The organism is Streptomyces sp. NPDC057617 (genome assembly GCF_042800555.1).
GTDB lineage: Bacteria > Actinomycetota > Actinomycetes > Streptomycetales > Streptomycetaceae > Streptomyces.
In genome coordinates this window covers 1-13,802 of sequence record NZ_JBHVGV010000005.1, presented here as the reverse complement: position 1 = coordinate 13,802, position 13,802 = coordinate 1, and the positions used below count along the sequence as shown (strand labels likewise).

General features: G+C 72.0%; 13 protein-coding genes. 11 read left to right on the top strand and 2 right to left on the bottom strand.

Annotated elements, in window-relative coordinates; all coding sequences use genetic code 11:
• Nucleotides 1–637 precede the first annotated feature (637 nt).
• Entirely contained in the window at nucleotides 638–1,420 is a 783-nt protein-coding gene (locus ACFU9P_RS14095; protein ID WP_384080115.1) for a hypothetical protein, read from the top strand.
• Nucleotides 1,421–1,540: 120 nt separating this feature from the next.
• On the opposite strand, the gene ACFU9P_RS14090 is transcribed toward ACFU9P_RS14095, so the two are convergent.
• On the bottom strand, nucleotides 1,541–2,035 hold the full coding sequence (locus ACFU9P_RS14090; RefSeq protein ID WP_106409741.1) for a MarR family winged helix-turn-helix transcriptional regulator: 495 nt from the start codon (nucleotides 2,033–2,035) through the stop codon (nucleotides 1,541–1,543).
• A gap of 207 nt (nucleotides 2,036–2,242) precedes the next feature.
• Here ACFU9P_RS14090 and ACFU9P_RS14085 point away from each other — a divergent pair, with 207 nt between their 5' ends.
• Nucleotides 2,243–3,094 (top strand): lysozyme, encoded by an 852-nt coding sequence (locus ACFU9P_RS14085; protein WP_384080112.1) that lies wholly within the window; start codon nucleotides 2,243–2,245, stop codon nucleotides 3,092–3,094.
• A gap of 143 nt (nucleotides 3,095–3,237) precedes the next feature.
• On the opposite strand, the gene lon is transcribed toward ACFU9P_RS14085, so the two are convergent.
• The gene (gene lon / locus ACFU9P_RS14080; RefSeq protein ID WP_384080109.1) at nucleotides 3,238–5,658 is read right to left on the bottom strand and encodes an endopeptidase La; all 2,421 of its coding nucleotides are present in this window, start codon (nucleotides 5,656–5,658) and stop codon (nucleotides 3,238–3,240) included.
• A gap of 235 nt (nucleotides 5,659–5,893) precedes the next feature.
• Here lon and ACFU9P_RS14075 point away from each other — a divergent pair, with 235 nt between their 5' ends.
• From ACFU9P_RS14075 to ACFU9P_RS14035, 9 genes are all read left to right on the top strand, one after another.
• On the top strand, nucleotides 5,894–6,460 hold the full coding sequence (locus ACFU9P_RS14075) for an RNA polymerase sigma factor (protein WP_384080106.1): 567 nt from the start codon (nucleotides 5,894–5,896) through the stop codon (nucleotides 6,458–6,460).
• A complete protein-coding gene (locus tag ACFU9P_RS14070) occupies nucleotides 6,457–7,413 on the top strand; it encodes a zf-HC2 domain-containing protein (RefSeq protein ID WP_384080103.1) in 957 nt (318 codons plus the stop codon). Before ACFU9P_RS14075 ends, ACFU9P_RS14070 begins: the two co-directional genes overlap by 4 nt.
• A 107-nt stretch (nucleotides 7,414–7,520) precedes the next feature.
• Nucleotides 7,521–8,327 carry an ABC transporter ATP-binding protein gene (locus ACFU9P_RS14065; RefSeq protein ID WP_384080998.1) on the top strand — a complete coding sequence of 269 codons (807 nt, stop codon included), beginning with the start codon at nucleotides 7,521–7,523 and terminating at the stop codon, nucleotides 8,325–8,327.
• The gene (locus ACFU9P_RS14060) at nucleotides 8,324–9,778 is read left to right on the top strand and encodes a hypothetical protein (RefSeq protein ID WP_384080100.1); all 1,455 of its coding nucleotides are present in this window, start codon (nucleotides 8,324–8,326) and stop codon (nucleotides 9,776–9,778) included. Before ACFU9P_RS14065 ends, ACFU9P_RS14060 begins: the two co-directional genes overlap by 4 nt.
• Nucleotides 9,775–10,425, top strand: a complete 651-nt coding sequence (locus ACFU9P_RS14055) for a hypothetical protein (protein WP_384080098.1) — start codon at nucleotides 9,775–9,777, stop codon at nucleotides 10,423–10,425. Before ACFU9P_RS14060 ends, ACFU9P_RS14055 begins: the two co-directional genes overlap by 4 nt.
• A 107-nt stretch (nucleotides 10,426–10,532) precedes the next feature.
• Nucleotides 10,533–11,237 carry a spermidine synthase gene (locus ACFU9P_RS14050; protein WP_384080095.1) on the top strand — a complete coding sequence of 235 codons (705 nt, stop codon included), beginning with the start codon at nucleotides 10,533–10,535 and terminating at the stop codon, nucleotides 11,235–11,237.
• A gap of 112 nt (nucleotides 11,238–11,349) precedes the next feature.
• Entirely contained in the window at nucleotides 11,350–12,087 is a 738-nt protein-coding gene (locus tag ACFU9P_RS14045; RefSeq protein ID WP_046508857.1) for a response regulator transcription factor, read from the top strand.
• On the top strand, nucleotides 12,084–13,178 hold the full coding sequence (locus ACFU9P_RS14040; RefSeq protein ID WP_376382075.1) for an ATP-binding protein: 1,095 nt from the start codon (nucleotides 12,084–12,086) through the stop codon (nucleotides 13,176–13,178). Before ACFU9P_RS14045 ends, ACFU9P_RS14040 begins: the two co-directional genes overlap by 4 nt.
• A gap of 289 nt (nucleotides 13,179–13,467) precedes the next feature.
• Nucleotides 13,468–13,802 (top strand): hypothetical protein (locus ACFU9P_RS14035; protein ID WP_384080091.1); only part of this gene is annotated, 335 nt, incomplete at its 3' end.

The window sequence follows — 13,802 nt, the reverse complement described above, 5'->3', positions numbered from 1 at the left end:
GCCGGGCCGCTCCCGCCGCCCGGGCCGGGCCCGCCGGCCGCGTTGGGAGCGATGGTGGCGTTGATAGTGGAACCAGCCAATCCGGCCGGTCCGGCCGTGCCGCCGTTACCCGCCGTCACACTGTCCGTTCCGGCCACGCCTGCCGTGGCCTCGCCGGTCTCAGCCTTGGTCGCCCCGCCGCGCGTGACACCGTTACCCCGAGGCCGCTTCTTCTGCACCGGTGCTCGCATTCTTGACTCGTCCGCCCATGAAGCAGAGGTGACGACCGGTCACAACGAAAGGGCCCCCACCTCTGGTACGGCATCAGACCATCCCAGCGCGTTCGGACAAGGGGGCACGCATCGGCCGCTCCGCCACCTGAACGAGTGAACATCACGATGGAGTTGGCAAACAACTCTTCCCAGCCGATGCCCAGCCGGAACCTGGCGTACCGGGTGGACCTTCGGGGCGTGCTTTGGCAGGATGCGCGCCCGCAGCTCGCCGGTCGCTGTCAGCACCGTTCCACCCCGCCCTCGTACCGCGTTCATTCTGACCGAATGACAGTGGTTGACCAGGCCGTACGAGTCCACGGACAGCGCGTGCAGAGACCGTGAAGGAGTCATGGGGTCCACTGGTGGAATCGTGCAGACTGGACATCATGCGCATCGAACTGGCCAGCGCGCCGGGGGCCGCCGCGAGGCCCAATGAGGACTGGACATCCGTGACTCTGCCCGCCGTCGGCCGGGGTGGTGCGCTGGTCGTACTGGACGGGGTGACCCCGCCGGCGGGGGACGACGGTTGTGTGCATGGTGTGCCCTGGTTCACCGCGCGGCTGGGCGGGGCGCTCGCCGAACTGTCCGGTTCCCGCTGGGATATGACACTGGCAGAAATCCTTGCCGTTTCGATCACCCGTACGGCGGCCGCACACCACGACACATGTGACCTTTCTCACGTGCGTACCCCCCAGGCAACCGTCGTACTGGCGCGCTGGGACGGGGACGGTGTCGACCATCTGGTCCTGTCCGATTCGACGCTGCTGCTGGAGTCGCCGGACGGCGCGGTACGGGCGGTGCTGGACGACCGCCTCGGCCGCGTCCCGCGCGAGGCGCTGCGCACGGTGGCCTCGGCGGACGCGCTGCGCAACGCGGAGGGCGGCTTCTTCACGGCGGCGGCGGACCCGGAGGTCGCGGTGCGGGCGGTGACGGGCCGTACACCGGCCGCGCAGGTACGGTCCCTGCTGGCCCTGACGGACGGCGCGGCCCGCTGGGTGGAGGTCTTCCGGGAGGGCGGCTGGGCGGACTGCCTGGCGCTGGTACGGAAGAGCGGCCCGCAGGAACTGATCGACCGGGTCAGGGCGGCGGAGTACGCGGACCCGGAGGGGACGGCGTTCCGACGGGGAAAGCCGAGCGACGACGCGACGGTGACATTCGTGGAGCTGTGAGGGGGCGGCGCGGGAAGCTGGCCGGACGTACGGCGGGGGCGGCAGGTCGTAGCCGTACGGCGGCGGGAGCGGCCGGGGCGGGCCTGCGAGAGGCGCGCGCCCACCGCCGGGCCCCGTCCCTCAGCTCTCCGCGCGCTTGTTGAGGTGGTTCAGCAGCCGGGCCAGCTCGGCGATCTCCGCGCGGTCCCAGTCCGCCAGCTTCTGTACGTACATCGCGCGGCGCGCGTCCCGCACCCGCCGGAAGCGGGCCGTGCCCTCGTCGGTGATCCGGATGAGCCAGGCGCGCCCGTCCGCCGGATCGGGCTCGCGCGTGACCAGCCGCAGCTCCTCCAGGGCGCGGAGCTGCCGGCTCATCGTGGCCTTGCCGACTCCGAAGTACGCGGCCAGCTCGGTGGCGCGCTGGCCGCCGGTCTCCTCCAGCCGTACGAGAAGTCCGTACGCGGCCGGTTCCAGATCGGGATGGACCGCGCGCGCCATCTCTCCGGAATTGGCGCGGGCGCGGCGCAAAAAGACCGCCAGTTCCCGCTCCAGGGCCAGGAATTCGTGGTCCACACCATTCCACCGGCCCTGCTCCGGTTCATTTTCCGTACTGCTCCCGTGCACGTCAGCACCCATCGCGCGCTTTTCCGCTCCTGAAAGTTTCTTTTGCCGACGACTGTTGCCGCAGCTCGGCCAGTATTTCGCAGGTTTATACCAACGGCAGCCGCGTGGCACCCTTCCGTCACCTGGTCTACGTGCGTAGCTTCATGAGTGACATGTCCATCCCCACCACATGTCGACCCATCACGCGCACTCCCCCCACGAGGTCTTCGGAGGCACGCAATGCCCGTGCACAGATCCGGAACGACCGGCCGCTCACTCATCGCCGCGGCCGCCGCGCTCCTCACCGTCCCCGCGCTCGCCCTCACCCTGCCGGGTACGGCGAGCGCCGCCGACATCCCGGCGGGCCCGCCGGCCGACAACACCCCCGCACGAGGCTCTGCCCATATGGGCATGGGCGTAATCGAACACGATGGCCAGGGCGGTCTGCCCCGTACGAACCGCGTCGCCCAGACCGAAGGCGTGGACGTCTCGGGACACCAGGGCAACGTCGACTGGCCGGCGCTGTGGAACAGCGGTGTGAAGTGGGCCTATGTCAAGGCCACCGAGGGGAACTACTACAAGAATCCCTCCTTCGCGCAGCAGTACAACGGCTCGTACAACATCGGCATGATCCGTGGCGCGTACCACTTCGCCACCCCCAACGACTCCAGCGGCGCCAACCAGGCCAACTACTTCGCCGACGGCGGCGGTGCCTGGTCGCGCGACGGCAAGACCCTGCCGGGCGTGCTGGACATCGAGTGGAACCCGTACGGCGCGGCCTGCTACGGCAAGACGCAGTCCCAGATGGTCGCCTGGATCCGCGAGTTCCTGACCACCTACCGGGCCCGCACCGGCCGTGACGCCGTGATCTACACGGCCACGAGCTGGTGGAAGGACTGCACCGGCAACTACGCGGGCTTCGGCAGCACGTACCCGCTCTGGATCGCCCGCTACAACACGACGGTCGGCGAACTCCCGGCCGGCTGGGGCTTCCAGACGATCTGGCAGTACACCTCGACGGGCCCGATCGTGGGCGACCACAACCGCTTCAACGGCGCCCTGGACCGAGTCCAGGCCCTGGCCAACGGCTGACCCCCACCACCCCGGCGGTCCCGGCCCCGCACGACCGGGACCGCCCCGCCGTGGGCGTATCCCGGTCGCGCACAGGCGGAGGTACGCCCGCGGCCGGGACCCTTCTGAGGTTCCGGCCGCGGGCGTTTTTGTTCGTACGGAGGTCAGGCCGCCGTCTTGACCAGGGCCTCCGGGGCCTCCGCCGGGGTCAGGGCCAGGTCGAGGACCTGGCGGACGTCTGTGACCGGGTGGATGTCCAGTTTGTCGAGGATCTCGGACGGGACGTCGTCCAGGTCGGGTTCGTTGCGCTTCGGGATCACGACCGTTGTGATGCCCGCGCGGTGGGCGGCCAGCAGCTTCTGCTTGAGGCCGCCGATGGGGAGCACGCGGCCGGTCAGTGAGACCTCGCCGGTCATGGCGACATCCGTACGGACCAGCCGCCCGCTGAGCAGCGAGGCGAGCGCCGTCGTCATTGTGATGCCGGCGCTCGGGCCGTCCTTCGGGACCGCGCCCGCCGGGAAGTGGATGTGTACGCCGCGGTCCTTGAGGTCGGCCACCGGCAGCTCCAGTTCCGCGCCGCGCGAGCGGAGGAAGGAGAGCGCGATCCGCGCCGACTCCTTCATCACATCGCCGAGCTGTCCGGTCAGGGTCAGCCCGGACGCGCCGGTCTCCGGATCGGCCAGCGACGCCTCCACGTACAGGACGTCACCGCCCGCGCCGGTCACCGCGAGGCCCGTGGCCACGCCCGGCACCGCCGTACGCCGCTCGGCCGGGTCCTGCGCGGACTCGGGCACATGGTGCGGCCGGCCGATCAGCTTGCGCAGATGCCCGGCGCCGAGGGTGAACGGCAGTTCGCGGTCGCCCAGTTCGTGCTCGGCCGCGACCTTGCGGAGCAGCCGTGCGATGGCGCGCTCCAGGTTCCGTACGCCCGCCTCGCGGGTGTACTCCCCCGCCAGCTTGCGCAGCGCCTCGTCCTCCAGCGTGACCTCACCGGGCTCCAGGCCCGCGCGTTCGAGCTGCCTGGGCAGCAGGTGGTCCCGGGCGATGACGATCTTCTCGTCCTCGGTGTAGCCGTCGAGCCTGACCAGCTCCATACGGTCGAGCAGCGCCTCCGGGATGGCCTCCAGGACGTTCGCCGTGGCGAGGAACACCACGTCGGACAGGTCGAGTTCGACCTCCAGGTAGTGATCGCGGAAGGTGTGGTTCTGCGCGGGGTCCAGGACTTCGAGCAGCGCCGCGGCCGGGTCGCCGCGGAAGTCGGAGCCGACCTTGTCGATCTCGTCGAGCAGGACGACCGGGTTCATCGAACCGGCCTCCTTGATCGCCCGGACGATACGGCCGGGCAGCGCGCCCACGTACGTACGCCGGTGCCCGCGGATCTCCGCCTCGTCCCGTACGCCGCCGAGCGCGACCCGTACGAACTTGCGTCCCATCGCGTGCGCCACGCTCTCGCCGAGCGAGGTCTTGCCGACGCCGGGAGGACCGACCAGGGCCAGTACGGCGCCGCCGCGCCGGCCGCCGACCACGCCGAGGCCGCGGTCCGCGCGCCGCTTGCGCACGGCCAGATACTCGGTGATCCGCTCCTTCACGTCCTCCAGGCCCGCGTGCTCGGCGTCGAGGATCGCCTGCGCGCCGCGGATGTCGTACTCGTCCTCCGTACGCTCGTTCCAGGGCAGCTCCAGGACCGTGTCCAGCCACGTGCGGATCCAGGAGCCCTCCGGGCTCTGGTCGGAGGCGCGCTCCAGCTTGTCGACCTCCTTGAGCGCGGCTTCCCGTACCTTCTCAGGCAGATCGGCGGCCTCGACACGGGACCGGTAGTCGCCGGACTCGTCCTCGTCCCCCTCGCCGTTCAGCTCGCGCAGCTCCTTGCGTACGGCGTCGAGCTGGCGCCGCAGCAGGAACTCGCGCTGCTGCTTGTCGACGCCCTCCTGGACGTCCTTGGCGATGGACTCGGCGACGTCCTGCTCGGCGAGGTGGTGGCGGAGCTGCTCGGTGGCGAGCCTCAGCCGGGCGACCGGGTCGGTGGTCTCCAGCAGCTCGACCTTCTGGGCGGTGGAGAGGAACGGTGAGTAACCGGAATTGTCGGCGAGCGCGGACACGTCCTCGATCTGCTGGACGCGGTCCACGACCTGCCAGGCGCCGCGCTTCTTCAGCCAGTCGGTGGCGAGCGCCTTGTACTCCTTGACCAGCTCGACGACCGCGCCGGGCAGCGGGTCGGGGGCGGTCTCGTCGATGCTCAGCCCCTCGATCCAGAGGGCCGCGCCGGGCCCGGTCGTACCGGCCCCGATCTGTACGCGGCCGCGCCCCCGGATCAGGGCGCCGGGGTCGCCGTCGGAGAGCCGGCCGACCTGCTCGACGGTCCCGAGCACGCCGGTCCCGGCATAGGTCCCGTCGATGCGCGGCACGAGCAGCACCTTCGGCTTGCCCTTGCCCCCGTCCCCGGCCCGAGCGGCGGCCTGCGCGGCCTCCACAGCGGCCCGGACCTCGGCATCGGACAGGTCAAGAGGCACCACCATGCCGGGCAGCACGACCTCGTCGTCGAGCGGCAGCACGGGAAGCGTGAGCGGTGTGGACATGGCAGCCATGATCTCCCCTTCGGCAGTCAAGTTGAGCTATACCGACTCAATGCTTGTGAGCCTCTGTATGTTCCCTCAGGGGCGTTCGCTCTGAGCGATCGCACTGCGACTGCGGGGGAGGGGCTGTGTGGGGTGAACGCTGGGGACGGGCGATGGCTTCCCGGGGCTGCGGCATCGGCGCGGGGCGACGTGAACCGGGTGGGGTTCGGTGGGCGATAGAGGGGGTGTGAGATTTTTCCGCCCCATGGGGGGTGAGCCGGATGACGGGGATCTGTTGCGGGCCGTTGGCGCGGGGGACTCGGAGGCGCTCGGTGTGCTGTACGACCGGCATGCCGGGTGGCTGTTCGCGCGGCTGGCGCGGCGGTGCGGGGATCCCGAGACCGTACGGGAAGTCCTCCAGGACACCTTCGTCACCGTATGGCGCTCAGCCGCGAGCCATCGCGGCGGCGAGGCCGGCGGCTGGCTCTGGGTGATCGCCGCGCGGCGGCTGGTGGACGCGGAGCGCGCGCGGGCGCGGGCCGAGCGGGCCGACCGGGCGGAGGCCGAGCACGAGCCCGGCACCGTCGCGCCCTCCGCGGAGGAGCGTGTGCTGGCCGGGCTGGAGTACGGGGACGTCGGCGCCGCGCTCGACCGGATATCCCCCGAACTCCGCGAGGTCCTGCGCGCCACGGTCGTCGACGGCCTCACCACCCGCGAGACCGCGCGGCTCCTCGGCATACCCGAGGGAACCGTCAAGTCCCGTGCGGCACGGGCCCGCAAGGAGCTGCGGGCCGCGCTGGACGGGATCGCCCCGATGGGAGGTACGGCATGAACAACGCCGGAAAGCGCCCCAAGGACACCGCGCGCACCGGGCGCACCTGGCATGTGGACGACGCGCTGGCCGCCGCCTACGCGGCCGGCTCCGCGCCCGAGCCCGACGCCTGGTCGCTGGAGAAGCACGTCGAGTCGTGCGGCGCGTGTGCGGTACGGGTGTCCGCGGCGGTACGGAGGGGCGCCGCGGGTCCCGTACTCGCCGAGGTCAGAGCGGCGGTGCTGACGGCCGCAACGGGACCCGCGCCGCGCACGAGCGCCCCCCGGACCGGGGCCCCTCGGACCGGGCTCGTGGCCCGCGTTCTCTGGGCGGCCGGGCCCGCGCTGCGCGGTTCCTGGCTGGTGGCCCTGGTGCTGGTGGCCGCGGGGGCGGTCGGGCTGGCGTACGGCGCCGGGTTCGACGGGGCGCGACCGCTGCTGCTGGCGCTGGCGCCGGTACTGCCGCTCGCCGGGGTGGCGGTGTCGTACGGACAGCACGTCGACCCGATGTACGAGATCGGCGCGTCCAGCCCGGGCGGCGGGCTGCGGCTGCTGCTGACCCGTACCGCCGCCGTACTGGCGGTGAGCCTGCCCCTGCTCACCCTGACCGGGGCGGTGCTGCCTGCCTCGGGTGCGGTGCCGGGCGCGGCGGCCTGGCTGCTGCCGGGGCTGGCGCTGACGCTGGCGGCGCTGGTGCTCGGTTCGTACGTGGGGTGCCGTACGGCGGCCGGCACGGTCGCGGCGGTGTGGGCGGTGGCGCTCGCCGTACCCGTACTGGGGACGGCGCGGCAGGGGGACGCGGTCGGGATCTCACCGCTGCCGGTGGCCGAACTGTCCGCGTATCTGACGCGGTTCCTCGACGGCGCGGCGGCGCAGGGCGGCTGGGCCGTGGGCGCGGCGGTGTGCGCGGGGCTGCTGGTGCTGCGGCGGCGGTCGTTCGACCACCCGGGGTTCGGCGCCGCGGGGCGCGTATGAGGCGCGTGGGCAGGGCGCATGAGCAGACGGATCACGACGGATCAGGACGTGAAGACGGCAATGAGGCAAGGGGAAAGCGCATGACGGCAAGGGACACGGCGGGCGGAATGGGAGTGGCGGTGGGGACGGGGGTGGACGTACTCGGGCTGACCGTCAGGCATCGGGGTACGGTCGCGCTCGACGCGGTCGACCTCGGCTTCGGCACCGGCGTGCACGGCCTGCTCGGCCCGAACGGCGCCGGCAAGACCTCTCTGATCCGGGTGCTGGCGACGGTCGCCGCGCCGGCCGCGGGTCGGGTCGAACTGCTCGGCCGCGATGTCTCCCGTCACCACGACCGCTCGGCGGTACGGCGGCGGCTCGGCTATCTCCCGCAGGACTTCGGCTACTACCCGGGGTTCACGGTCCGCGAGTTCGTCTCGTACGTGGCGTGGCTCAAGGAGATGCCGGCGGCGGGGGTGCCGGAGGCGGTGGCGTGCGCGGTGGAACGGGTGGGGCTGGCGGACCGTATCGACGCCAAGGTGAAGACGCTGTCCGGCGGGATGGTGCGGCGGGTCGGGATCGCGCAGGCGATCGTGAACGAGCCGGAGTTGCTGCTGCTCGACGAACCGACCGCCGGTCTCGATCCGGAGCAGCGCGTCGAATTCAGAGCACTGCTCCGCGACGTGGGCACCGCTTCCACGGTCATCGTCTCCACACATCTGGTCGAGGACGTCGCCGCGGCCTGCTCGGAGGTCACCTTGCTGGAATCGGGCCGGGTCGCGTTCCGCGGTACGACGACGGAGCTGACGGCACTGGGCATGGAGACGGGCGAACCGGGCGACCACCCGATCGAACGCGGCTACACGGCAGCGCTACGGTCCCACCGCACGGCGACGGCGACGGCGCCCGGACCGGCCGCGGGGAGGCACGGATGAGCGACCTCGACACCCCGGAGACCACCGGCACCACAGGCCCGCCCGACACCCCGGGCGCCGTTGCCGGCCCCGGCCCGTCCGGCACCGCCGAGGCCGACGGCCGCGCCGACGCGCCTGGCGCCCCTGCCCCGTCCGGCACCCCCCGTACCCGCGACACATCCGCTGCCCCCGGCACCGCCGTCCCCCGCGCCGCGTCACCCCTTCGGGCCGAGCTCCTCCGGGGTGTCGGGCCCTGGGGTGGCATCGCCAGCGCGCTTGTCATCGGGGTGACGATGTACTCCCAGCCGGCCGGCTGGGAGGGGCGGTGGGGCGATGTCACCGATCTCCTGCGGGCCGTCGCGCTGCTGATCTCTGGGCCGCTGGCCGTTGCCGTCGGGTGCTGGCAGGGCGGACGGGAACGGCGGCGGGGCACCGAGGAGCTGTGGGGGTCGGTTCCCCGTACCCGGCTGCGGCAGGTGCTGCTCGCCGTGGCGCCCGCCGCGTGCTGGCCGGTCGTCGGGTACCTCGTCGCCGCGGCCGGGTGTCTGCTCGTGGCCTGGCCGTATACGAGCGGGAGCCGGCCGTTCGTCTCGCTGATCGGCGCGGACGCCGTGGTCCTCGGCGCCCTCGGAGTGCTGGGCTTCGTCGCCGGCCGGCTGGTTCCGTGGCGGCTGGCCGCCCCCATGCTCGCGGCCGTCACCTATGTCGGCCTGGCCATTCCCCTGTACAGCGACTCCCCTGCCCGCTGGCTGGATCCAGCCGTCCAGCACAGCTATACGTGGGATCAGCCGGTGTGGTGGTTCGGCCCCGCGAGTGCCGTGTGGTCGGGCGGTCTCGCCCTCGCCGCACTGCTCGCGTACGCCGCCCGGCACCGCGCCCTCGCGCTGCTGCCGCTCGCCCTGGCCGTCGCCGCCGCCGTGCCGATCGCACGGACCGGGGACGCGGTCTGGTACCCCGACCCGCAGGCCGCCCGACTCGTCTGCGACGACGGCTCACCGCAGGTGTGCGTGACAGCTGTCGACCGGAAACTGCTGCCCGGCATTTCGGCCGCGCTCGCCGGTCTCAACGCGAAACTGCGCGGCGTCCCCGGAGCACCGGCCCGCTGGATCGACGGCCCGTACGGGAGCGACACCCGCCCGGGGGACGTACGGCTGCCGACCCCGGCCGAGCCGGCCGTACGCGGCCGACTCGCCGACCCCGGCTCGTACGCGAACGACGCGACCTGGCAACTTCTCGACGACGACTGCAACCGGACCGCCTCCGACGCCGTCAGCTACGCACAGGTCACCGACATCGACCACGCCGTAGGCCAATGGCTCGCCCCGCGCCCGGACTTCAGCCCCTCCCGATCGCCCGAAGTGACGGCCCGCCTCAAGCGGCTGCAAGCGATGGACGCCGAGCAAGGCCGCGCGTACCTGACCCGCTATCTGGCCGCCGACCACTGCCGCCCCGACACCATCCCGGCCCCATGACCACAACGATGACGACCAAAACGACTCCCCCGACCCCGTTCACGCTGTACACCCTCTACGCCCGCACCCGCGTCCTCCCCGCCACCCTCACCGCCCTCGCCGGCATCGCGCTCGTCGCCGCGTGGGCCGCGTACTGGCTCCAGGCGCAGCGGCAGTTCGGCGCGAGCCCGAGCGCCCGCGTCCCGGTCGTGGTACTCGCTCCGCTGCTCGCGGCGGGGGTGATCGGGACCGGGCTGTACACCCACAGCGACGAGCTGGACCGTACGGCCGTACGCCCCTGGTGGCCCCGGCGGGCGGCCCATCTGCTCGTACTGACCGCACTCGCGGCCGCGAGCCTCGCGCTCGCCGTACCCGGCCGTCCCGACCAGTTCGGGGCCCTGGCGATCGTGCGCAATCTGCTCGGTGCCACCGGCGTCACGGCCGCGGCGGCGGCCCTCCTCGGGGCGCGGCTGAGCTGGCTGCCGATGACGGTGTACGTGAGCGGCACCTATCTGTCGGCACCGCGAACGCCGGGCGGCGCCGCGGCCGTCTGGGCCTGGCCCATGCAGCCGGGACCGCAGGCCGCGGCATGGGTGACCGCGGTGGTCGCGTACGTCGGCGGGGCCGCGCTGTACGCCTGGCGGGGTGCGCGACGCGAGAGCAGGTGAGACCGGTGAGATCGGTGAGAATTCGACGGAACCGGTTTGGCCCCTTCCGACTCTGAGCGTAAGGATGGCGGCGACGTCGTCCGTACCCGCCCGGCGGAAAGGCCAGCATGCCCGCACCCCCGTCCACCCTCCCCGCCCCCGTCACCCTCGACCGGCGTGACGGGCCGTACGGCGAGATCGTTCTGCGGCAGCGCGGCGAGCGGCTGGAAATCATCGCCAACGGGTGCTTCCTGATGGACACCTCGGACGGCCGTTCCGAGCGGCTGCTGATCGACGCCGCCCTCGCGACCCTGCCGTCGCCGAGCGGCCGGACGCCGAGCAGCCCGCCGTCCGTCCTCATCGGCGGACTCGGCGTCGGATTCTCGCTGGCGCACGCCGCCGCCGACCCCCGCTGGGGCCGCATCGTGGTCGTCGAGCGCGAGCAGGCCGTCATCGACTGGCACCGCGAGGGCCCGCTCGCCCGGATCTCGGCCGCCGCGCTCGCCGACCCCCGGGTGGAGATCGTCCGCGCCGACCTGGTCGAGTACGTACGGACCGCCACGGAACGTTACGACGCGCTCTGCCTGGACATCGACAACGGGCCGGACTGGACGGTTACCGAAGGCAACGGAAATCTCTACGCGGCCGACGGTCTGGCCGCCTGCCGGGCGCGGCTGAAACCAGGCGGTGTACTCGCCGTATGGTCGGCCCAGCCCTCCGCGGCCTTCGGCGATGCGTTGCGGAATGCCGGTTTCACCGGGGTACGGGAGGAAGAGATCCAGGTTGCCCGAGGCGTACCCGACGTGGTCCATCTCGGTGTTCGCACTGCGTAGCCGGGAAGCTCCCGCTGCCTCTACGCTGCACCACACACACATCGATCCACATCCTCATCGGGAATGTGGATCGCCGGATCAAGGATCGCGGAACGCGTACCAGGGGCGGGCGATGGAGCAGACACACACCAGCCACAACGGAGTGGCGGCCACGCCCGGCGCCCAGCGCCGGGTCCTGGTCGTCGAGGACGACACGACGATCGTCGACGCCATCGCAGCGCGGCTGAGGGCCGAGGGATTTCTGGTCCAGACGGCGGCGGACGGCCCGGCGGCCGTCGACGCGGCCGAGGCCTGGCAGCCGGACCTGATGGTCCTCGACGTCATGCTGCCCGGCTTCGACGGCCTTGAGGTCTGCCGCCGGGTCCAGGCGCAGCGCCCGGTGCCGGTGCTGATGCTGACGGCGCGCGACGACGAGACCGACATGCTGGTCGGCCTCGGGGTCGGCGCCGACGACTACATGACCAAGCCGTTCTCCATGCGGGAGCTGGCGGCGCGGGTGCATGTGCTGCTGCGCCGGGTGGAGCGCGCGGCGCTCGCCGCGGTGACTCCGCGCAGCGGCATCCTGCGCCTCGGCGAGCTGGAGATCGACCACGCGCAGCGCCGGGTGCGGGTGCGCAGCGAGGACGTGCATCTCACGCCGACCGAGTTCGATCTGCTGGTCTGCCTGGCGAACACCCCGCGCGCGGTGCTCTCCCGGGAGCAGCTTCTCGCCGAGGTGTGGGACTGGGCGGACGCCTCCGGGACCCGTACGGTCGACAGCCACATCAAGGCGCTGCGCCGGAAGATCGGCGCCGAGCGGATCCGTACGGTGCACGGGGTCGGGTACGCGCTGGAGACCCCCGCGCCATGAGCCCGCCGGCGTCCGGCAACCCCGAGGGCACCGGTCTGCGGCCGTTCTCCATCAAGGCCAAGCTCGGCACCCTCGTCGTCGTCTCCGTCTTCATCACCACCGGCCTGCTGATGGTGGCCCTGCGCACCGAGACCGAGCTGCGCTTCATCACCGTCTTCTCGGTGATCGCCACCCTGCTGATCACCCAGTTCGTGGCCCATGGCCTGACCGCGCCCCTCGACGAGATGAACACCGTCGCCAAGGGCATCTCGCACGGCGACTACACCCGCCGGGTCAGCGGCGCCGACCGCAAGGACGAGCTGGGCGACCTCGCCTCCACCATCAACCGCATGGCCGACGACCTGGAGGCGGAGGACCGGCACCGCAAGGAGCTGATCGCCAATGTCTCGCACGAGCTGCGCACCCCCATCGCGGCCCTGCGCGCCGTGCTGGAGAACGTCGTCGACGGGGTGTCCGCCGCCGATCCCGAGACGATGCGCACGGCCCTGCGCCAGACCGAGCGGCTCGGCCGGCTGACCGAGACGCTGCTCGATCTGTCCCGGCTGGACAACGGCGTCGTACCGCTCAGGGCGCAGCGCTTCGAGGTGTGGCCGTATCTCTCCGGAGTGCTCAAGGAGGCCAATCTGGCCGCCTCGCGGCGCGCGATGGGGTCCGGCTCCAGCAGTCACACCCGTACGGACGTGCATCTGCATCTCGATGTGTCGCCGCCCGAACTGACCGCGCACGCCGACGCGGAGCGGCTCCACCAGGTCGTCGCCAACCTCATCGACAACGCCGTCAAGCACAGTCCGCCGCACGGCCGGGTCACCGTACGGGCGCGGCGCGGCACCGGGCCCGAGTCGCTGGAACTGGAGGTCCAGGACGAAGGTCCCGGGATCCCGGAGCAGGAGCGGCACCGGGTCTTCGAGCGGTTCAACCGGGGTACGGCGCCCTCCCCGCACGGCCCCGGCAGCGACGGCGGTACGGGGCTCGGTCTGGCGATCGCGCGCTGGGCGGTGGATCTGCACGGCGGCCGGATAGGAGTGGCCGAATCGGCTCGCGGCTGCCTGATACGCGTCACTCTTCCGGGAACACCCCGAACGCACGATTGACGTAGGCTTCGAACTGCGAGGCCCTGAGAAGTGCCGGGGTACGCGAGGGGTACGTCGTGGTGACCGCAGAAGCACGAGGTGAGGGCCGAAGTCCGGTTGTCACCGGGGTGTTGTGTGCCCTGCCACCATGGAACCCCGCTTGTTTCCCGCCATTTCATACGCCGAAACCCGCCGTCGGATGTGATGTGCACGACGATGGCACGCCCGGCCTGCACCTGAAGGCCTGGTAGGCGTAGCCTTGATTCCCGCTGTCCATCACCTTGTGAAGCGGAAGAGGGCGGTTCACGCCGTGTCGTCTCAGTCCCCCAGTAACGCGAGCATCTCGACCGACGAAGACGGGCAGGGCAAGAACCCTGCGGCCGCCTTCGGAGCCAACGAATGGCTCGTCGACGAGATCTACCAGCAGTACCTCCAGGACCCGAATTCGGTCGACCGTGCCTGGTGGGACTTCTTCGCCGACTACAAGCCGGGCACTCCCGGCACGGCGGGCGATCCCACCCAGAGCGCCGTCACCGCAGCCGCGGGGGCTGCGGTGACCACGACCCAGGCCGCCCCGGCTCCGGCCGCCCAGGCTCCGGCGAGGCCCGCCCAGGCCGCGGCCGCGCCCGCCGCTCCGGCGAGGCC

Excerpts from the sequence above, each read along its gene's own strand:
- ACFU9P_RS14095 (WP_384080115.1), top strand. The coding sequence starts at position 638 with ATGCGCATCGAACTGGCCAGCGCGCCGGGGGCCGCCGCGAGGCCCAAT.
- ACFU9P_RS14090 (WP_106409741.1), bottom strand. The coding sequence starts at position 2,035 with ATGGGTGCTGACGTGCACGGGAGCAGTACGGAAAATGAACCGGAGCAG.
- ACFU9P_RS14085 (WP_384080112.1), top strand. The coding sequence starts at position 2,243 with ATGCCCGTGCACAGATCCGGAACGACCGGCCGCTCACTCATCGCCGCG.
- lon (WP_384080109.1), bottom strand. The coding sequence starts at position 5,658 with ATGGCTGCCATGTCCACACCGCTCACGCTTCCCGTGCTGCCGCTCGAC.
- ACFU9P_RS14075 (WP_384080106.1), top strand. The coding sequence starts at position 5,894 with ATGGGGGGTGAGCCGGATGACGGGGATCTGTTGCGGGCCGTTGGCGCG.
- ACFU9P_RS14070 (WP_384080103.1), top strand. The coding sequence starts at position 6,457 with ATGAACAACGCCGGAAAGCGCCCCAAGGACACCGCGCGCACCGGGCGC.
- ACFU9P_RS14065 (WP_384080998.1), top strand. The coding sequence starts at position 7,521 with ATGGGAGTGGCGGTGGGGACGGGGGTGGACGTACTCGGGCTGACCGTC.
- ACFU9P_RS14060 (WP_384080100.1), top strand. The coding sequence starts at position 8,324 with ATGAGCGACCTCGACACCCCGGAGACCACCGGCACCACAGGCCCGCCC.
- ACFU9P_RS14055 (WP_384080098.1), top strand. The coding sequence starts at position 9,775 with ATGACCACAACGATGACGACCAAAACGACTCCCCCGACCCCGTTCACG.
- ACFU9P_RS14050 (WP_384080095.1), top strand. The coding sequence starts at position 10,533 with ATGCCCGCACCCCCGTCCACCCTCCCCGCCCCCGTCACCCTCGACCGG.
- ACFU9P_RS14045 (WP_046508857.1), top strand. The coding sequence starts at position 11,350 with ATGGAGCAGACACACACCAGCCACAACGGAGTGGCGGCCACGCCCGGC.
- ACFU9P_RS14040 (WP_376382075.1), top strand. The coding sequence starts at position 12,084 with ATGAGCCCGCCGGCGTCCGGCAACCCCGAGGGCACCGGTCTGCGGCCG.